Origin of the sequence: Amycolatopsis sp. NPDC098790, assembly GCF_044759945.1 — a bacterium.
GTDB lineage: Bacteria > Actinomycetota > Actinomycetes > Mycobacteriales > Pseudonocardiaceae > Amycolatopsis.
Genome location: NZ_JBIWAI010000006.1, coordinates 615,185 through 631,671 on the forward strand (window position 1 = coordinate 615,185; position 16,487 = coordinate 631,671).

The window sequence follows — 16,487 nt, forward strand, 5'->3', positions numbered from 1 at the left end:
GCGCATGTCGTCGGTGGAACTGGAAACTCCCGCGCCCGGCGTCCGGCTGCTGAGGCTGGCGGACCCGGACCGCCGCAACGCGCTTTCCCCGGCGCTGCAGGCGGATCTCGGCACGGCGCTCGACGCGGTGGCCGACGAACGCCCGCGTGCGCTGGTCGTCACCGGTGCGGGTAAGGCATTCTGTGCCGGCGCGGACCTCTCCGCCACGTTCGGACCGCCCGGCCTGCCGGTGCCCGCCGTCCGCGACCGCCTCCGCGCGACCTACGACAGCTTCCTGCGCGTCCGCCGCCTGCCGATCCCGACCATCGCCGCGGTGCAGGGCGCCGCGGTCGGGGCCGGGGTCAACCTCGCGCTGGCCTGCGACGTCCGCATCGTCGGCCCGCGTGCCCGGTTCGGCGTCACGTTCTCGCGCCTCGGCCTGCACCCGGGCGGTGGCTGCACCCACTTCCTGGTCCGGGCGCTGGGCCCGCAGCGCGCCCTTTCGCTCCTCCTCGACGGCGCCACTTTGGACGCCGAGGAGGCCCACCGAGCCGGTCTCGTCCTGGCGATCGCCGAGGACCCGGTCGCCGAGGCCGTCGAGACGGCCACCCGCTGGGCCGAGCTGGATCCGGGGCTGGTCGCGGACGTCAAGCGCGCGGTCACCATGGCCACCGACGGCGCGTTCGAGGACGTCCTCGAGTTCGAGTCGTGGGCCCAGGCCTCGTCGGTGACGACCTCCGCGGCCCTGCGATGACCGGCCTCCTCGACGGCCGCGCGGTCGTCGTCACGGGTGCGGGTCGTGGACTGGGCCGTGCGTACGCCCGCGACTTGGCAGCGCACGGGGCCCGCGTGGTGGTCAACGACGTCGACGCCGACGAGGCCGCGACCGTGGCCGCCGAGATCGGGGGAGTGGCGAGCGCGCACGACGTCAGCGATCCCGAGCAGGTCGACGCCCTGATCGCCACCTGCGTCGACGCGTTCGGCCGGCTCGACGGGCTGGTCAACAACGCGGGCCTGTACCACGAAGCCGTGCCGTGGGAAGAAAACCCGGAGGCGATCCGCCGCGCGGTGTCGGTCAACGTCATCGGCGCGCTGCTCTGCCAAGCGGCGGCGAGCAAGGTGATGCGGGGCGGCGCGATCGTCAACGCGTCCTCCGGCGGCATGTTCGGCTTCCCCGCGGTTTCCACATATGCGGCGACCAAAGGGGCTCTGGCCGCGCTGACCTACAGTTCGGCGCTCGACCTCGAAGCGGTGGGCGTCCGGGTCAACGCGATTTCCCCGATGGCCCTGACCCGCATGACGGAGAACGCCCTCGGCCGGACGTCGACGGCGGGAAGCGGGCCGCCGCTGGCGGGGATCGAGGACAAGCCGCCGGAGCAGATCGCGCCGCTGGTGACGTTCTTGCTCAGCGACCTGGCCGAGGGCATCACGGGCCAGTTCTTCCGCTTCGACGGCCACCGCCTGTCGATCGTGACGACGAACGCCTTCGCCGACCACCCGAGCATCGTCGCGGACGACTGGAACGCCACCGCGTTGGCCGCCGCGTTCGACGGTCCGTTCGCCGAGCACCTGCAGGCGTACGGAGTGGAACGCCGCCGGCCGGGACGCCTCAGATGTCGCCGAGGAGTCTCGCCGCCTTGATGCCGAGATGCAGGACCAGGCGGCGTTCGCCGTCGTCCAGGTCGAAGCCCGTCAGCTCCTCGATGCGGCGGAGCCGGTGGTAGACCGTCGCCCGGTGGACGCCGAGGCGCTCGGCCACCGCACGGCTGTCGCCCGCGCGGTCCAGGAACGTCTCCGCGGTCAGCAAGAGCGCGGGGTCGGCCTCGGCGAGCGCGGTGATCGCGTGCGCCACCCCCATGCCGCGGAGCTGCTCGCGCGGCTGGGCGGCCAGCAAGGCGTAGATCCCCAGCGCGTCGTGGCGGGCGACGGGCCGGAACAGGGGGATGACGTCGGCGACCCGGATCGCGTCGAGAGCCTGCCGGTACGACGTCGCGGCGTCGGCCGGCCGCGTGGCGGGGCGGCTGGCCACCACGGTCCGCCACCTTTCGGCGCGTCCCAGCCGGCGCACCGCCGACGAGCACAGTTCGTCGGCGAGCCGGGGAACCCGCTCCAGCGCGCGCTGCGTCACGACGAGCAAGCCGTGGCCGGGGCGGACCAGGCCCCGGGCGACGACGTCCTGATGCGCGACCTCGCGACGCTGACCGTCACGGGCGTCCCCGGCCGGCGGTTTTCCTACAGCAACATGGGGATGAGCACGCTCGGGCGGCTGGTGGAGGTGCGCACCGGCGAACGCTTCGACGTCGCACTGAGCGAGCGCATCCTCCGGCCGCTCGGCATGACCGCGACCGCGGACGCCGAGGAGATGCTCCTCCACTCGACCGCCGTCGGGCACGTCGTCAACGGACCGGCCGGTTCCCGCCTGTGGCTCGACGTCGAAGCCCTGATCCGCTTCGGCCGGCTGCACATCGACGGCCAGGGGCTGCTGTCACCGGCGGCCGTGGAACGGATGCGCGCGCCCCGGTACGACGAGTTCTGGGGGTGCCTGCGCGGCTGCGCGAACTTCGGGCTCGGCTGGGGCCTCTTCCGCGAGGGCCCCGACCCACTCCGGCGCCAACCTCGGTATGCATTCGACCCTGTACGTCATTCCGCGGCGGAAGGTCGTGCTGGCGGTGCTCACCAACAGCAGGACCGGGGCGCTGCTGCATTCCACGCTGTGCACGGAACTCTTGGACGAGTACTTCGATCTTCAGGGTCCGGCTGCGCTGCCCGAGGTGCCCGTCGAGGTCGACAACGAACTGTTCGTCGGGTGGTACCGGGCTCCCGACGGTGAGGTGTCCGTCGAGGTGCGGGAAGGGCGGCTGCACGCCCGGTCGACGCCCGATCCGGGTTTGGCCGGGTGGGACCGCTTGATGGGCAGCCCGACGGGCGGCGGTCAAGCGGTGCCGATCACGTGCGTCGACAGTGGACGGAGCCGGTTCTTGATGGACGTCGGCGGTGCGGGGTCTGGGGTGGCGGTGCAGTTCTACGAGCCCGGACCGGACGGCCGCTTTGCGTTAGTGCGGCTGGGAACGCTTTACGAGCGGCGACCGTCTCGTGGTTGAGTTTTACTGATGCGGCTTCGCCGGGGCGTGGGAAATCGGCGCTTCCTATGGTCGTTTCTTGCCCGGTGCCGGAGCGCCGATTCCCCACGCAACGGTGCCCCTGCCGGACTTCTCGTGGTCTACCCGAACGAGTGATGATCATACGTTCGGGTTCGGCTAACCTTGTTGTATGGCAACGGAAACGGCGTGGAAAGCGGATGCGATGGCCTTGGCCGATCGTATCTCCGCGCTGCTTACTGTTGTGCGGTCGGCGGAGGCTGAGATCGGTGCTCTGCTGGTCGAAATCGAGTCGCGTGGGGTGATGGAGCTGTTCGGCTATCGCTCGGTGGCTCGGCTTCTCGAGCACCTGGCCGACATCCCGAAGTCTGCGGCGGAGACGGTGGTCAATCGAGCCCGTGGGTTGCACGGTGGTCATCACCTTGACAGTCCGCCCGCCGTGGCTCCCTCGACGGCGGCTGCCGCTTCTTCGGGCCGCTTGAGCAACCCGATGATCGACACCATCGTCGGAGCGTTGACCGAGATTCCCCTTGAGCACCGCGAGGATGCCGAGCAGCACCTGCTCGCCTTGGCCGAGAATGCGGGTTACAAGCAGGTCGCCGCCCTCGGCGCCCGCATCGTGGCGCACTTGGACCCCGACGGCCCCGAACCCGACACCACCGAACCCGCGGTTCCCAGTCGAGAACTCTCCTTGCGCCGCAAAAGAACCGGGGTGTGGGAGCTGCACGGCCGGTTCGACGACGAGACGGGCACCCGAGCGAGCGCCCTGCTGGACTCGTTGGCCGAACGTCGCACCACGACCGACGAGGGTGATCACCGTTCCCCGCAGGAACGTTACGGCGACGCTTTCTCCGACGCGATCGACCTGGCCTTGAACTCTCCGACTCTGCCGATGCAGGCGGGCGAACGAGCGCACGTGATGGTCGCGGTGCACCTGAAGGATTTGAAGTCCGGCCTCGGCCAGGCCACTCTGGGCGACACGGGCACGATGTCGGCGGCTGAGGCCCGGGTCCACGCCTGCGACAGCATGATCATCCCCGCGGTCTTGGGTGAGAAAAGCGAACCGTTGAACTTGGGCCGCCTCCGCCGCCTGATCTCCGCAGGCTTGCGCCGAGCGCTCTTCCTGCGTGACCGAGGCTGCGCATTCCCCGGCTGCCACCGCCCACCCCGCCACTGCCAAGGGCATCACATCCGCCACTGGGCCGAGGGCGGCCCCACGGACCTGCACAACTTGGTGTTGATGTGCGCCCACCACCACCGACTGCTGCACCGGTCAGGCTGGGAGGTCCGCATCGCCGCCGACGGCCTGCCGGAGTTCCTGCCACCAGCGTTCCTGGACAGAGAACGAAAACCCAGGCGCAACAACCTGCACCAACCGCTGCCATTCGCAGCGTAAGACAATCGAAGATGGGATAGGCCCGCAGCCAGAAGGCTACGGGCCTACACCCACGTCCAATGACGTACCGCCACGTCCTGTGGCACACGTCAAGGCGAGTTGTGTGCGGCAGGTGGAGGTCGAGCCCTGCCGCAAGCACCCGCCCGGCAGACACCTACCTGCCAAGTGCCTGCCCGGCAGGCACTCGCTCGGCAGGCGCCCGCCCGGCAGGCGCCCGCCCGGCAGGCGCCCGTCCGGCAGGTGCCCGCTCGGCAAGCACCCCGTCCGGCAGGCACTCGCTAGGCAGGCGCCCGCCCGGCAGGTGTCCGCTCGGCAAGCACCCGCCCGGCAGGTGTCCGCTCGGCAAGCGCCCGTCCGGCGAGTGCCGCCCGGCAGGCACCCGTCCGGCAGGCACCCGTCCGGCAGGTGCGCGCCTGGCAGGCGCCCGCCCGGCAGGTGCCCGCTCGGCAAGCACCCATCGGCAGTGCCTGTCCGCAAGCACCCGCCCGGCGAGTGCTGCCCGGCAAGCACCCCGTCCGGCAGGTGCGCGCCTGGCAGGCACCCGCCCGGCGGGTGCCCGCCTGGCAGGCACCCGCCCGGCAGGTGCCCGCCCGGCAAGCACCCCGTCCGGCAGGTGCCCGCCTGGCAGGCACCCATCCGCCGGGTGCCGTCCGGCAGGTGCCCGTCCGGCAAGCACGCGCGTGGACCCTCACGACACCGCGAGATCCGCGCGAAGCGGACTCCCGTGCATCGCCCGCCAAACCGCGGCCGGAGTCAGCGGCATGTCCGCGTGCCGCACACCGAACGGGGCCAAAGCGTCCACCACCGCGTTGACCACCGCCGCCGGGGAACCGACCGTTGCCGACTCGCCGATGCCCTTTGCGCCGATCGGGTGGTGGGGGGAGGGCGTCACCGTCTCGCCCAGTTCCCACGTCGGGCACTCGAGCGCCGTCGGGAGGAGGTAGTCCATGAACGAGCCGCCCAGGTGGTTGCCGTCCGTGTCGAACGCGACCAGTTCCATGAGCGCCATGCCGATTCCGTCGGCCAGGCCTCGGTGGATCTGGCCCGCCACGATCGCCGGGTTGATGCGGACGCCGCAGTCGTCGACCGCGATGAACCGGCGGACCCGGACCTGGCCGGTCGTCGCGTCGACGTCGACCACGCAGACGTAGGCGCCGAACGGGAACGTCAGGTTCGGTGGGTTGTACACCGTCGTCGCGTCCAAGTGCCCTTCGACGCCGTCGGGCAGCGCGAGGTCGGAGTGGGCGGCCAGCGCGATCTCGCGGATCGTGTGGCCGCGGTCGGGCACCCCGCGCACGAACCAGCGCCCGCGCTCCCACTCGAGGTCGCCCGGGTCGACCTCCAGCATCGCCGAGGCGACCTGCCGGGCGCGGTCGCGGACCTTGCGGGCCACCGTCACCGCGGCCGCGCCCGACACCGGCGTCGAGCGCGAGCCGTAGGTGCCGAGGCCGAACGGGGTGTGGTCGGTGTCGCCCTGGACGACCTCGACCTCGTCCTCGGGTATCCCCAGCTCGTGCGCCACGAGCTGGGCGAACGTCGTCTCGTGCCCTTGGCCCTGCGACATGCACGACAGCCGCAGCACCGCCGAGCCGGTCGGGTGCACGCGCAGCTCGGCGCCGTCGGCCATGCCGAAGCCGAGGATGTCCATGTGCTCGCGCGGGCCCGCGCCGACCGCCTCGGTGAAGAAGCTGATCCCGATGCCCATCAGCTCCCCGCGCTCGCGCCGCGCCGCCTGCTCGCGGCGCAGCGAGTCGTACCCGGCCATCTCCAGCGCCAGCGAAAGCGCCCGCGGGTAGTCGCCGGAGTCGTAGCGCCACCCCGTCGCGCACGTGTACGGGAACTGTTCGGGCCGCAGCAGGTTCCGTGAACGCAACGCGGCCGGGTCGACCCCGAGCGAACGCGCCAGCAGGTCCATCATCCGCTCCACGACGTAGACCGCTTCGGTGATCCGGAACGAGCACGCGTAGGCGACCCCGCCGGGCGCCTTATTGGTGTAGACGCCGGTGACCGCGCAGTGCGCGGCCGGCAGGTCGTAGGAACCGGTGAAGACGTGGAAGAACCCGGCGGGGAACTTCGCCGGCTGCGACGTCCCGTTGAACGCACCGTGGTCGGCGATCACCCGCACGCGCAGCCCGAGCAGCTTGCCCTCGCGCGTCGCCGCGATCTCGCCGTGCATGTGGTAGTCGCGGGCGAACGACGTGCTCATCAGGTTTTCCGACCGGTCTTCGGTCCACTTCACCGGCCGGCCCGTCTGCATCGCCGCCGCGACCGCGCACAGGTACCCCGGGTAGAACCCGACCTTGTTGCCGAACCCGCCGCCGATGTCCGGCGCGATGATCCGGATCTTGTGCTCGGGCAAGCCGGTGAGCCGCGCGTACATCAGCCGGTGCGCGTGCGGGGCCTGCGCGGTCGCCCACACCGTGAGCTTGCCGGTGACGGCGTCGACGTCGGCGACCGCGCCGCACGTCTCCAGCGGCGCCGGGTGCACGCGCGGGTAGAGCATGTCCTGGGCGACGACGACGTCCGCGCGGGCGAAGGCGGCGTCGGTCGCTTCGGCGTCGCCGGAGGTCCAGTCGAAGATGTGGTTGTCCGCGCGGCCGAGGTCGTCGCGGATCACCGCGGTGCCGGGGTCGAGCGCGGTGCGCGCGTCGACGACCGACGGCAGCGGCTCGTACTCGACGTCGATGAGCTCCAATGCGTCGCGGGCGGCGTACCGGTCTTCGGCGACGACGAAGGCGACTTCCTGGCCCTGGAAGCGCACTTTGTCGGTGGCGAGCACCGCTTGGACGTCGTGGGACAGCGTGGGCATCCACGCCATGCCGCGCTCGGCGAGCCGCGCCCCGGTCAGCACCGCGCACACCTTCGGGTGGGCTTCGGCCGCGCTGGTGTCGACCGAGACGATCCGGGCGTGCGCGTGCGGGCTGCGCAGCACGGCACCGTGCAGCATGCGCGGCAGGACGAGGTCGTCGACGAACGTGCCGCGGCCGCGGACGAACCGGGCGTCCTCCTTGCGCTCCCGCGAACCGAAGCCGGTCACCGCGCGCCCTCCGGGTGCTCGGCCGCCCAGCGGATCGAGCGGACGATGTTCTCGTAGCCGGTGCACCGGCACAGCTGCCCCGAAATGGCTTCGCGGATGACGTCCTCGGCCGGGTCCGGGTCGTGGTCGAGCAGCCACCGCGCGGTCATCAGCATCCCGGCGGTGCAGAACCCGCACTGGATGCCGTGGCAGGCCACGAAACCCTGCTGGACCGGGTCGAGCGCGGGCCCGTCGGCGAGGTCCTCCACCGTGCGCACGCGCTTGCCGTCGGCCATGGCCGCGAGCACCGTGCACGACTTGACCGGCACGTCGTCGAGCCACACCACGCAGGTGCCGCAATTGGAGGTGTCGCACCCCCAGTGCGTGCCGGTCAGGCCCAGGTCGTCGCGCAGGAAGTGGACCAGCAGCAGCCGCGGCTCCACCGACCGGCGGTGGGAGACGTCGTTGACGGTCACGGTGATGTCCACTTCACGCCTCCGCGCGGGTCTTGGCGAGTTCGAGCGCGCGAGTGGTGAGCGCCGCGACGAGGTGGCGCTTGTAGTCGGCCGGGCCGCGCTGGTCGGGCGCGGGACGGCAGTGCGCGGCGGCGAGCGTGCCCGCCTCGGCGAACCGTTCGGCGGTGGCCGGCCCGCTGCGCAGGAAGTCCTCCGCTTCGGCGGCGACGAACCGCGGCGCGCCCACGGCGGTGAGCCCGATCCCGGCTTCGACGACCGTGTCGCCGTCCAGGGTCAGCGCGGCGGCGGCCGCGGCGATCGCCCAGTCGCCCGCCCGCCTGCCGACCTTCGCGTAGGCGCTGCCGGTGCCGGCCCGGACCGGGACGCGGATCTCGGTCAGCAGGTCGCCCGGGCCGACCGCGGTCTCGTACGGCCCGTGGAAGAAGTCCCGGACCGGCACCGTGCGCTCGCCGTCCGGGCCGGCGATCACGGCTTCGGCCCGCACGGCGGCGAACGCGGCGGAGAGGTCTTCGGACGGGTCGGCCTGGCACAGCGAGCCGCCGACGGTGCCGCGGTTGCGCACGATCGGGTCCGCGACGACCCGTTCGGCGTCGTGCAGCACCGGGAACAACGCCCCGGCCTCGGCGGAGGCGAGCAGGTCGGCGTGCCGGGCCAGCGCGCCGATCCGCAGCGTCGTTCCGGTCGCCCCGATCCCGGCCAGCTCGGTCAGCTCGTTGATGTCGACCAGCACCTCCGGCTGGGCCAGCCGCAGCTTCATCATCGGGATCAGGCTGTGCCCGCCGGCGATGACCCGGCCGGCCGGGCCGTACTTCCCGAGCAGGAACAACGCGTGCTCGACGCTCGTTGCGCGCTCGTACTCGAACTGGGCGGGCACCTGCATAGCCGTCGATCGTTCCCCGCGCGGACCGGCGCCGCAAGCGCCTTAAGCAAAGGGTTAATCGCGCGTTGTCGGGCCGCCGACACGGGCGGAAGATCGATTTCCACCCGGACCAACGGCGGAAAGCGGGGGCGGGATGCGGATCGAGTCCGACGGGCACAGCCGGGACAACCCACGCATGTTCGAGCTGGTCGAGAACGCGCCCCGGGAGGGCGCGAGCCCCACGGTGTGGGCGTGGCCGGAGTTCGTCGGCTTCCTCAAGGTCGCCGGCCGCCCGGTCGCCGGCCCGTGGCCCCCGCACCAGCGGCCCCGGCCGGATCCGACGGACGAGGGACTGCCGGTGGCCGTGCCCGACCCGGAAGACTGAGGGGAACACCCGTGTACCCGACCCGGTTCCGCTACGAGGCACCCCGCTCGCTCGACGAGGCGATCGGCACCCTGCACGACGGCGACGAGGACGCGAAGATCCTCGCCGGCGGCCAGAGCCTCGTACCGCTGCTGAAGCTCCGCTTCGCCTCGCCGACGCTGCTGGTCGACCTCAACACCGTGCCCGGCCTCGACCGCCTCGACGTCGACGAGAACGGGAACCTGCACGTCGGCGCGTTGTGCCGGCACGGCGACCTCGAACGCTCGGACCTGCTGACGAGCACCCAGCCCGTGATGGCGGCCGCCGCGAAGCTGGTCGCCGACCCGCTCGTGCGCAGCCGCGGCACGCTCGTCGGCTCGCTCTGCCACGCCGACCCGCAGGGCGACTGGGCGTCGGTCGTGCTCGCCCTCGGCGGCTCGGTCGTGGCCGCCGGACCCGGCGGACGGCGGAGCATCCCGGTGCGCGACTTCGTGCACGGCCCGTTCCAGAACGCCCTCGCCCACGACGAAGTCGCGGTCGAGGCCGTCATCCCCGCGCCGCGCGGGATCCCGGACGGCGGCTACCTCAAGCTGGAACGGCGGGTCGGCGACTTCGCGACCGTCGGCGTCGCGGTCGCGGTCGAACGCGATCGCGACACGGTCACCCGCGCCGGCATCGCGCTCACCGGCGTCGGCGGGCAGACGATCGAGGCCGCCGACGCGGCGCAGGCCCTCGTCGGGGGACCGCTCACCGACGACGTGATCGACCACGCGGCCGGTCTCGCCGCGCAGGCCGCACGGCCGAAGAGCGACCACCGCGGCTCGGCGGACTTCAAACGGCACGTGGTGCGCGTCTTCGTGCGGCGCATCCTCGAACGAACGGCGGCGTGAGATGACCAGCGTGCGCGTGATCGAAGAGTCGGAAGACGTTCCCACGCGGCGGATCACCGTCACCGTGAACGGCCGCCGCAGCGTCGTCGAGTGCGAGCCCCGGCTGCTGCTCTCGCACCTGCTGCGCCAGGGGCTGCAGCTCACCGGCACCCACATGGGCTGCGACACCACCAACTGCGGTGCCTGCACGGTGCTCGTCGACGACTGGCCGGTGAAGTCCTGCACGATGCTCGCGGTCCAGGCCGACGGGCGCGCGGTGACGACCGTCGAAGGCCTGGCCACGCCGAGCGGGCTGCACCCGCTGCAGGAGGGGTTCAAGGAGGAACACGGCCTGCAGTGCGGGTTCTGCACGTCCGGGATGCTGATGGCCGCGAAGGCACTGCTCGCGGAGAACCCGGACCCGACCGAAGACGAGGTGCGCTGGGCGCTGTCGGGCAACCTCTGCCGCTGCACCGGCTACCAGAACATCGTGAAGTCCGTGCTGTGGGCCGCGGCGCGGCTGCGCGGCGAACCGGAGGCCTGACGTGTCACAAGCGCTGGACGAAAACCGGATCGGCGGGCTCGGCGCGAGCCGCCGCCGCGTGGAGGACAACCGCTTCCTGCGCGGCAAGGGCACCTACACCGACGACATCGTGCTGCCCGGCATGCTGCACATGGAAATCCTGCGCAGCCCCTTGGCCCACGCGCGGATCAAGTCGATCGACACGACCCGCGCCTGGGAGATCCCCGGCGTCCGGCTGGTGCTGACCGGCGAGATGGCCGCGACCCGCAACCTTGCCTGGATGCCGACGCTGTCGTACGACACCCAGGCCGTGCTGGCTACGGACAAGGTGCGGTTCCAGGGCCAGGAGGTCGCCTGCGTGGTGGCCGACGACCCGTACACCGCGAAGGACGCCTGCGACGCGATCGACGTCGAGTACGAGCCCCTGCCGCCGGTCGTCAACCCCGAGCAGGCGATGGCCGAGGACGCCCCGGTCATCCGCGACGACAAGGCGGGCCAGCGCGACAACGTCATCTACGACTGGGAAGTCGGCGACCGCGCGGGCACCGATGCCGCTTTCGCCAAGGCCGACCGCGTCTCGAAACTGCGCCTGCACTACCCGCGTTCGCACCCGTCGCCGATCGAGTGCTGCGGCGCGGTGGCCGACTTCGACCGGGCGACGTCGAAGCTCACCGTCTACCTGACCTCCCAGGCACCGCACATCGTCCGTGCCGCCGTCGCGATGATCGCCGAGCTGCCCGAGCACCTGATCCGGATCATCTCCCCGGACGTCGGCGGTGGCTTCGGCAACAAAGTGCCGGTGTACCCGGGGTACGTGTGCGCGATCCTCTGCTCGATCCTGCTGGAACGCCCGGTGAAGTGGATCGAGGACAAGACCGGCAACCTGATCTCGACCGGGTTCGCCCGCGACATGTACCTCGACAGCGAAATGGCGCTGACGAACGACGGCCGCATCCTCGGCGTCCGCATGCGCGCGGTGGCCGACCACGGCGCGTTCTTCGCCGACGCCCAGCCGAGCAAGTTCAAGATCGGCCTGCTGCACTCGGCGTTCGCCTGCTACAACGTCCCGCACGCACACTTGGCCGCGCGCGGCACGTACACGAACAAGTCACCCGGCGGCGTCGCCTACCGGTGCTCGTTCCGGGTCACCGAGGCGATGTTCTTCCAGGAGCGCATGGTCCACCAGGCCGCCGAGGACCTCGGTATCGACCAGGCGGAGTTCCGGCGTCGCAACTTCGTGCGCGACGACCAGTTCCCGCACCGCACGCCCTACGGCTTCCTCGTCGACTCCGGGCAGTACGAGAAGTGCCTGGACGTCGGCCTGAAGGCGATCGGCTACGACAACTTCCTGCGGCAGAAGGAGGAAGCCCGCGCCCGCGGGCGCCGGCTGGGCATCGGCATCTCGACCATGACCGAGCCGCTCGGCGCGGGCAACAGCCGCGAGTACGACATCCTCGGCATCAAGATGTTCGACTCCGCCGAGCTGCGCGTGCACCTCACCGGCAAGGCCCTGCTGCGGATCGGCGCGCAGAGCCAGGGGCAGGGCCACGAAACGACGTTCGCCCAGATCGTCTCGCACGAGCTGGGCATCCCGGCCGACGACATCGTCGTGGAGCACGGCGACACCGACACCGCGCCGTTCGGGATGGGCACCTACGCGTCCCGCAGCACGCCGGTCGCCGGTGCGGCGACCGCGATGGTGGCGCGCAAGATCCGCGCCAAGGCGCGGAAACTCGCCGCGCACCTGCTCGAAGTGTCCGAAGAGGACATCGAGTGGGAGCTCGGCCGGTTCTACGTCCGCAGCGCGCCCGAGCGCGGCGTGACGATCCAGGAGTGCGCGATGGCCGCGTACGGCAACATGCCCGACGGCATGGAACCCGGCCTGGAGAACACCGCCTACTACGACCCGCCGAACCTGACCTGGCCGTTCGCCGTCTACATCGTCACCGTCGAGGTGGACCCGCAGACCGGCGTGTGGGACGTGCTGAACCTGGTCGCCGTCGACGACTGCGGGGTCCGGATCAACCCGATGATCGTCGAAGGCCAGATCATGGGCGGGCTCACCGAGGCCTACGCGATGGCGAACATGCAGTTCATCACCTACGACGCCGAGGGAAACTGCATCGGGTCGAACTACATGGACTACCTGCTCCCGACCGCGTGGGAGACCCCGGGGTTCGAGCTGCACAGCGAGGTCGTCACGCCGTCGCCGCACCACCCGATCGGCGCCAAGGGCGTGGGGGAGTGCGCGGCCGTCGGCGGCCCGGCGGCGTTCGTCAACGCGGTCATGGACGCGATCGGCGACACCGGCGTCCGCAACATCGACATGCCGGTGCTGCCCGACCGCGTCTGGGAAGCGCTGCGGGACCGCCGCGACGTCTCCGGCATGCCGCCGCTGCGGACCGCGGACTGAAGGGACTTCCATGCACGACTGGAGCATCTTCGACCGGGCGCGGGAGCTGTCCGACCGGGGCGAGACGTTCGCGTGGGCCACGGTGGTCTGGCGCCAGGGCCCGTCGTCGGGCCAGGAGGGCAGCCGGGCGATCGTCACCGCCGAAGGCGTCCTCGACGGCTGGATCGGCGGCGCCTGCGCCGAACCGGTCGTGGTCCGCGAAGCGCGGCAAGCCATCGCCGACGGCGAACCGCGGTTGCTGCTGCTCGGGAAGTCCGGCCAGTTCGGCGAGGCGGTGCCGGACGGCATGACGGTGGTGCCGATCGCCTGCCAGAGCGAAGGAGCCCTCGAAATCTACGTCGAGCCGGTCGAGCCGGCCCCGCACCTGCTGGTCGTCGGCAAGTCGCCGATGGCGCGCACGCTCGTCGCCCTCGCCACCGCGCTCGGCTGGTGCGCCGAGCTCATCGCCCGGGCGGAGTTCGACGACGTCGGCCCGCGCACCATGGTCGTCGTGGCGACGCAGGGGCACTTCGACGAAGACGCCGTCGAAGGCGCGTTGCGTGCGGGGCCCGCGTACGTCGGGCTGGTCGGGTCGCGCCGCCGGGGGGAGGCCGTGCTGGGGTACCTGGCCGATCGCGGGGTGGCCGATCTGCAGCGGGTGCGGGTGCCGTGCGGGCTGGACCTCGGGCCGGTGCCGCACCGGGAGATCGCCGTCGCGATCCTGGCCGAGCTGGTCGCGTTCCGCGCCGCACCGCGGGCACCCGCGCCGCCGGTCGAGGACCTCGTCGACCCGGTGTGCGGGATGACCGTCGAACCGCTCGGCGAGCCGGTCGAGCACGAGGGCCGGACCTACTACTTCTGCTGTCCCGGCTGCCGTGACGCGTTCCGCCGCGACCCCGCGGCCCACGCGAGGAAGGACGCCCGATGCTGATCCGGAACCGGTTCGACGTCGCCCAGCCGGTCGAGAAGGTCTGGCGGTTCTTCGACGACGTCCCGCGCGTCGCCGTCTGCCTGCCCGGCGCGGAGCTGACCGAGGACCTCGGCGACGAGCACTACCGCGGCCGGGTCAGCGTCCGGATGGGCCCGGTGTCGCTCAAGTTCCGCGGCACGGCGGAGATCAGCGAACGCGACGACGTCGCCAAGCGCATCGTCGTCGTCGCCGAAGGGGCGGAAGAGAAGGGCCGCGGGACGGCGGGCATGACGCTCACGGCGACGCTCGTGCGCTCCGGCACGGGCACCCGCGTGGACGTCGACCAGGACCTGCAGATCTCCGGCGCCGCCGCGCAGTACGGCCGCGGCATGATCGCCGACGTCTCGTCGGTGCTGATGCGCGACTTCGCCGTAAACCTGCAGGACGGCATCGACCGCGTCGAACGCGGGGAAGAACTCACCGCCGGGGCCGCGCCCGCCCGCGGGTTCCGGATCGGCGTGCAGGCGGCGCTTCTGGCGCTGCGCCGCGTGTTCAGCCGGTTTTTCCTGCCCTACCAGAGCGCTTGAGGAGGACGTCGTGGCCTTGTGGTGGATCGGCAACGCCGTGCTGCTGTTCGTGGTCCTGCCGGTGGTGATCGCCCTGCTGAACCGGGTCCTCGCCGCCGTGGAACGCATCCGCGCCGCGGCCGACGACATCCTCGCCGGCGGCACGCGCCTCGCCGGACAGCTGGAGCCGGTGCCGGCCGCGCTGGCCGTCACGGCGTCGACCATCGGGGAAGTGTCCGCGGGCGCGACCCGGTACGCCGGCAGCGTCGCGAAACTGCTCGGCTGAAAGGAGAACGGCCATGCCCGCAGCCGCCTGGACGACGCTCGCCGTCGCCGCCCTGATCGTCCTGTTCGCCGCCGTCGGCCTCTTCCGGGTCGTCCTGCACCTCGTGCACGTGCGGCGGACGCTGGGTTCCGTCCTCGGCGGGGTCCGGCTGGTGGCCGAACGCACCGCGCCGGTGCCCGGGGCCCTGGAGAGCGTCAACGCGGACCTGAAACCGGTGCGCGACTTCTGCGAGACGGTGTGAGGAGGCGGGGATGACGACGGGCTGGATCGTCGGGTACGCGATCGGCGTGGTGGTCGTGCTGGCCGTGGTCGCGCTGGTCGTGCCGATCCTGGTGCTGGCGCGGTCGATCGGCCGCGCGGCACCCCTGATCGACGACGAGCTGAAGGCGGCGGTGCGGCACACGGCGGCGCTGGCCGGCCTGCGCACGACCGTCGACCACGCCGAGGTCATCACCGCGGGCCTGCGCCGCGGCCGGGAACGACTGGGAGGCTGAGGTGTCCGACGAAACGCTGTGGTGGACCGCGATCGCGGCCGGGTTCGTGGTGGTGCTCGCGGTGGCCGCGTTGCTGGGCCTGCTGATCCGGTCCGTGCGGGTCGTCGACGAGCGCGTCGCGGGCATCCGGGACACGCTGCACGCGGCGGCGTCGAACACCCGGGACACCGCCCTGATCGCGGAAACCGCGGGACGCGTCGACGGGGTGCTCGCGGAAGGCCTGCGGCACCACCTGTTCCTGGGGAGGGCGAAGTCATGACGCTGCTGACCGTGGTGGACGTCGTGCTGCTGATCGCGGTGCTCGCGGCCGGCCTGTACGCGGCGGGCACGCTGCTCGGCCGGATCGCGGCGAACCTCGAGGACTGCGCGGAGCAGGTCCGGGAGATCACCGGGCACGCCGAGCTGATCGTGCCGGGGGTCGAGCACATCAACCGCACCGGCGGGGTGGTGGCGGGCGCGTTGCCGCTGTTGTACGGCATGGCCGAGGAGGTCGTGGCCGGAGCGGTGTACCAGCCACCGGCGGAAGAGCGCGCGCCCGCGCGGCCGGCGTCGGGCACCCGCCGCTCGCGGCTGCACGAGATGGTCGGGTTCACGCCGCGCTAAGTGCTGTGGCCGATCCAATGCGCGGGCCAGTCGTGTTCGAACCGCTCGGTGTTGCAGCGCGGGCGGTAGACCGCCAGCAGCTCGCGCACGATCTGCTCGCGGTGCGCCCGGCCCGCGCCGGGCGGCTCGTACGTTCCGATGTGGACCTTCCAGCGCGACCCGGCGCGCCGGATCCAGCACGCGGCCCGGGCGTGCCGGAACGGGAACCCTTCGCGCGTCAGGTCATCGCTGTGTCCGATGTAGACCACGGCGTAGCGGTCCGGGTGCTCGTCCGGAGCCGGTCGGCGGAGCACGGCGTACACCGCGGCCGTCGCCGGCGGGGTCCAGCCGCCGAGCAGCCGCGGCCCCTCGAACGGGTAGCCCGCCGCCGAACCGAGGCGGATCACTCCTCGTCCTCGCCCAGCGCCTCCGTGCGCACCACCGGGTACGGCGGGAGCCCGGCGGCCGCCACCGCCCGGCCGAAGTCCGCGGTGGCCACGGCGATCGCGGTGGCCCGGTCCGGCGCTTCGACCAGCAGCTGCGCGCCGTAGCGCGGGGTGCCGATCCCGCTCGCGATGCCGCCGCTCGCGGCGACCGCGTCGGCCAGTTCGACGATCTCCTCCCGCGTCAGCACCCGGTCCCCGGCCGCCTCGATCGCCACGCTCCAGCGCATCCGC

The 16,487-nt window shown here is 72.1% G+C and carries 21 protein-coding genes and 1 pseudogene; 16 read left to right on the forward strand and 6 right to left on the reverse strand.

Going from position 1 to position 16,487, the window contains the following annotated elements; all coding sequences use genetic code 11:
• Positions 1 to 4 precede the first annotated feature (4 nt).
• A complete protein-coding gene (locus ACIQWX_RS39950) occupies positions 5 to 733 on the forward strand; it encodes an enoyl-CoA hydratase (RefSeq protein ID WP_400882683.1) in 729 nt (242 codons plus the stop codon).
• Positions 730 to 1,620, forward strand: coding sequence for an SDR family NAD(P)-dependent oxidoreductase (locus ACIQWX_RS39955; RefSeq protein ID WP_400882686.1), 891 nt, complete (start codon positions 730 to 732; stop codon positions 1,618 to 1,620). The genes ACIQWX_RS39950 and ACIQWX_RS39955 overlap by 4 nt, the downstream gene beginning before the upstream one ends.
• Here ACIQWX_RS39955 and ACIQWX_RS39960 read toward each other — a convergent pair.
• Positions 1,589 to 1,837 carry a helix-turn-helix domain-containing protein gene (locus ACIQWX_RS39960; RefSeq protein WP_400883123.1) on the reverse strand — a complete coding sequence of 83 codons (249 nt, stop codon included), beginning with the start codon at positions 1,835 to 1,837 and terminating at the stop codon, positions 1,589 to 1,591. The two genes, ACIQWX_RS39955 and ACIQWX_RS39960, sit on opposite strands and share 32 nt — an antisense overlap.
• A gap of 321 nt (positions 1,838 to 2,158) precedes the next feature.
• Here ACIQWX_RS39960 and ACIQWX_RS39965 point away from each other — a divergent pair.
• The 3 genes and pseudogenes from ACIQWX_RS39965 to ACIQWX_RS39975 form a co-directional block, all read left to right on the forward strand.
• Positions 2,159 to 2,509: pseudogene (locus ACIQWX_RS39965) on the forward strand (serine hydrolase domain-containing protein); the annotation flags it as partial.
• A 91-nt stretch (positions 2,510 to 2,600) separates the two neighbouring features.
• A complete protein-coding gene (locus tag ACIQWX_RS39970; protein ID WP_400883146.1) occupies positions 2,601 to 3,080 on the forward strand; it encodes a hypothetical protein in 480 nt (159 codons plus the stop codon).
• 169 nt (positions 3,081 to 3,249) lie between these two features.
• Positions 3,250 to 4,473, forward strand: coding sequence for a DUF222 domain-containing protein (locus tag ACIQWX_RS39975; protein WP_400882689.1), 1,224 nt, complete (start codon positions 3,250 to 3,252; stop codon positions 4,471 to 4,473).
• 688 nt (positions 4,474 to 5,161) lie between these two features.
• Here the strand turns inward: ACIQWX_RS39975 and ACIQWX_RS39980 are convergent.
• The 3 genes from ACIQWX_RS39980 to ACIQWX_RS39990 are packed head-to-tail and all read right to left on the reverse strand — an operon-like array spanning position 5,162 to position 8,845.
• Positions 5,162 to 7,510: an aerobic carbon-monoxide dehydrogenase large subunit gene (locus ACIQWX_RS39980; protein WP_400882692.1), complete on the reverse strand. Its 2,349-nt coding sequence runs from the start codon at positions 7,508 to 7,510 to the stop codon at positions 5,162 to 5,164.
• Complete coding sequence (locus ACIQWX_RS39985; protein ID WP_400882694.1) at positions 7,507 to 7,977, reverse strand: (2Fe-2S)-binding protein; 471 nt, start codon at positions 7,975 to 7,977, stop codon at positions 7,507 to 7,509. The genes ACIQWX_RS39980 and ACIQWX_RS39985 overlap by 4 nt, the downstream gene beginning before the upstream one ends.
• A gap of 1 nt (position 7,978) precedes the next feature.
• Positions 7,979 to 8,845: an FAD binding domain-containing protein gene (locus tag ACIQWX_RS39990; protein WP_400882697.1), complete on the reverse strand. Its 867-nt coding sequence runs from the start codon at positions 8,843 to 8,845 to the stop codon at positions 7,979 to 7,981.
• Positions 8,846 to 8,978: 133 nt separating this feature from the next.
• Here ACIQWX_RS39990 and ACIQWX_RS39995 point away from each other — a divergent pair, with 133 nt between their 5' ends.
• From ACIQWX_RS39995 to ACIQWX_RS40045, 11 genes are read left to right on the forward strand one after another with little or no spacing between them, the layout of a single operon-like run.
• Positions 8,979 to 9,209, forward strand: a complete 231-nt coding sequence (locus ACIQWX_RS39995) for a hypothetical protein (RefSeq protein WP_400882700.1) — start codon at positions 8,979 to 8,981, stop codon at positions 9,207 to 9,209.
• 11 nt (positions 9,210 to 9,220) lie between these two features.
• Positions 9,221 to 10,078, forward strand: a complete 858-nt coding sequence (locus tag ACIQWX_RS40000) for an FAD binding domain-containing protein (RefSeq protein ID WP_400882703.1) — start codon at positions 9,221 to 9,223, stop codon at positions 10,076 to 10,078.
• A 10-nt stretch (positions 10,079 to 10,088) separates the two neighbouring features.
• Entirely contained in the window at positions 10,089 to 10,601 is a 513-nt protein-coding gene (locus ACIQWX_RS40005; RefSeq protein ID WP_400882706.1) for a (2Fe-2S)-binding protein, read from the forward strand.
• Between the two features lies 1 nt (position 10,602).
• The gene (locus ACIQWX_RS40010; RefSeq protein WP_400882709.1) at positions 10,603 to 12,993 is read left to right on the forward strand and encodes an aerobic carbon-monoxide dehydrogenase large subunit; all 2,391 of its coding nucleotides are present in this window, start codon (positions 10,603 to 10,605) and stop codon (positions 12,991 to 12,993) included.
• A gap of 10 nt (positions 12,994 to 13,003) precedes the next feature.
• Positions 13,004 to 13,903, forward strand: coding sequence for an XdhC family protein (locus ACIQWX_RS40015; protein WP_400882712.1), 900 nt, complete (start codon positions 13,004 to 13,006; stop codon positions 13,901 to 13,903).
• Positions 13,897 to 14,469: an SRPBCC family protein gene (locus tag ACIQWX_RS40020; protein WP_400882715.1), complete on the forward strand. Its 573-nt coding sequence runs from the start codon at positions 13,897 to 13,899 to the stop codon at positions 14,467 to 14,469. The genes ACIQWX_RS40015 and ACIQWX_RS40020 overlap by 7 nt, the downstream gene beginning before the upstream one ends.
• A gap of 10 nt (positions 14,470 to 14,479) precedes the next feature.
• Complete coding sequence (locus ACIQWX_RS40025) at positions 14,480 to 14,734, forward strand: hypothetical protein (protein ID WP_400882718.1); 255 nt, start codon at positions 14,480 to 14,482, stop codon at positions 14,732 to 14,734.
• A gap of 13 nt (positions 14,735 to 14,747) precedes the next feature.
• Positions 14,748 to 14,975: a hypothetical protein gene (locus ACIQWX_RS40030; protein ID WP_400882721.1), complete on the forward strand. Its 228-nt coding sequence runs from the start codon at positions 14,748 to 14,750 to the stop codon at positions 14,973 to 14,975.
• A gap of 10 nt (positions 14,976 to 14,985) precedes the next feature.
• Positions 14,986 to 15,228: a hypothetical protein gene (locus ACIQWX_RS40035; protein WP_400882724.1), complete on the forward strand. Its 243-nt coding sequence runs from the start codon at positions 14,986 to 14,988 to the stop codon at positions 15,226 to 15,228.
• 1 nt (position 15,229) lies between these two features.
• Complete coding sequence (locus ACIQWX_RS40040; protein ID WP_400882726.1) at positions 15,230 to 15,487, forward strand: hypothetical protein; 258 nt, start codon at positions 15,230 to 15,232, stop codon at positions 15,485 to 15,487.
• Positions 15,484 to 15,831 carry a hypothetical protein gene (locus ACIQWX_RS40045; protein ID WP_400882729.1) on the forward strand — a complete coding sequence of 116 codons (348 nt, stop codon included), beginning with the start codon at positions 15,484 to 15,486 and terminating at the stop codon, positions 15,829 to 15,831. The genes ACIQWX_RS40040 and ACIQWX_RS40045 overlap by 4 nt, the downstream gene beginning before the upstream one ends.
• On the opposite strand, the gene ACIQWX_RS40050 is transcribed toward ACIQWX_RS40045, so the two are convergent.
• Positions 15,828 to 16,217 carry a hypothetical protein gene (locus ACIQWX_RS40050; protein ID WP_400882732.1) on the reverse strand — a complete coding sequence of 130 codons (390 nt, stop codon included), beginning with the start codon at positions 16,215 to 16,217 and terminating at the stop codon, positions 15,828 to 15,830. The genes ACIQWX_RS40045 and ACIQWX_RS40050 overlap by 4 nt on opposite strands.
• Positions 16,214 to 16,483, reverse strand: a complete 270-nt coding sequence (locus ACIQWX_RS40055; protein ID WP_400882735.1) for a hypothetical protein — start codon at positions 16,481 to 16,483, stop codon at positions 16,214 to 16,216. Before ACIQWX_RS40055 ends, ACIQWX_RS40050 begins: the two co-directional genes overlap by 4 nt.
• Positions 16,484 to 16,487 lie beyond the last annotated feature (4 nt).

What these genes read in the sequence shown, in the direction of transcription:
- ACIQWX_RS39970 (WP_400883146.1), top strand. Translation starts at nt 2,601, where the DNA reads ATGCATTCGACCCTGTACGTCATTCCGCGGCGGAAGGTCGTGCTGGCG.
- ACIQWX_RS40020 (WP_400882715.1), top strand. Translation starts at nt 13,897, where the DNA reads ATGCTGATCCGGAACCGGTTCGACGTCGCCCAGCCGGTCGAGAAGGTC.
- ACIQWX_RS39975 (WP_400882689.1), top strand. Translation starts at nt 3,250, where the DNA reads ATGGCAACGGAAACGGCGTGGAAAGCGGATGCGATGGCCTTGGCCGAT.
- ACIQWX_RS40055 (WP_400882735.1), bottom strand. Translation starts at nt 16,483, where the DNA reads ATGCGCTGGAGCGTGGCGATCGAGGCGGCCGGGGACCGGGTGCTGACG.
- ACIQWX_RS39990 (WP_400882697.1), bottom strand. Translation starts at nt 8,845, where the DNA reads ATGCAGGTGCCCGCCCAGTTCGAGTACGAGCGCGCAACGAGCGTCGAG.
- ACIQWX_RS39950 (WP_400882683.1), top strand. Translation starts at nt 5, where the DNA reads ATGTCGTCGGTGGAACTGGAAACTCCCGCGCCCGGCGTCCGGCTGCTG.
- ACIQWX_RS39995 (WP_400882700.1), top strand. Translation starts at nt 8,979, where the DNA reads ATGCGGATCGAGTCCGACGGGCACAGCCGGGACAACCCACGCATGTTC.
- ACIQWX_RS39960 (WP_400883123.1), bottom strand. Translation starts at nt 1,837, where the DNA reads ATGGGGGTGGCGCACGCGATCACCGCGCTCGCCGAGGCCGACCCCGCG.
- ACIQWX_RS40030 (WP_400882721.1), top strand. Translation starts at nt 14,748, where the DNA reads ATGCCCGCAGCCGCCTGGACGACGCTCGCCGTCGCCGCCCTGATCGTC.
- ACIQWX_RS40045 (WP_400882729.1), top strand. Translation starts at nt 15,484, where the DNA reads ATGACGCTGCTGACCGTGGTGGACGTCGTGCTGCTGATCGCGGTGCTC.
- ACIQWX_RS40015 (WP_400882712.1), top strand. Translation starts at nt 13,004, where the DNA reads ATGCACGACTGGAGCATCTTCGACCGGGCGCGGGAGCTGTCCGACCGG.
- ACIQWX_RS39955 (WP_400882686.1), top strand. Translation starts at nt 730, where the DNA reads ATGACCGGCCTCCTCGACGGCCGCGCGGTCGTCGTCACGGGTGCGGGT.
- ACIQWX_RS40035 (WP_400882724.1), top strand. Translation starts at nt 14,986, where the DNA reads ATGACGACGGGCTGGATCGTCGGGTACGCGATCGGCGTGGTGGTCGTG.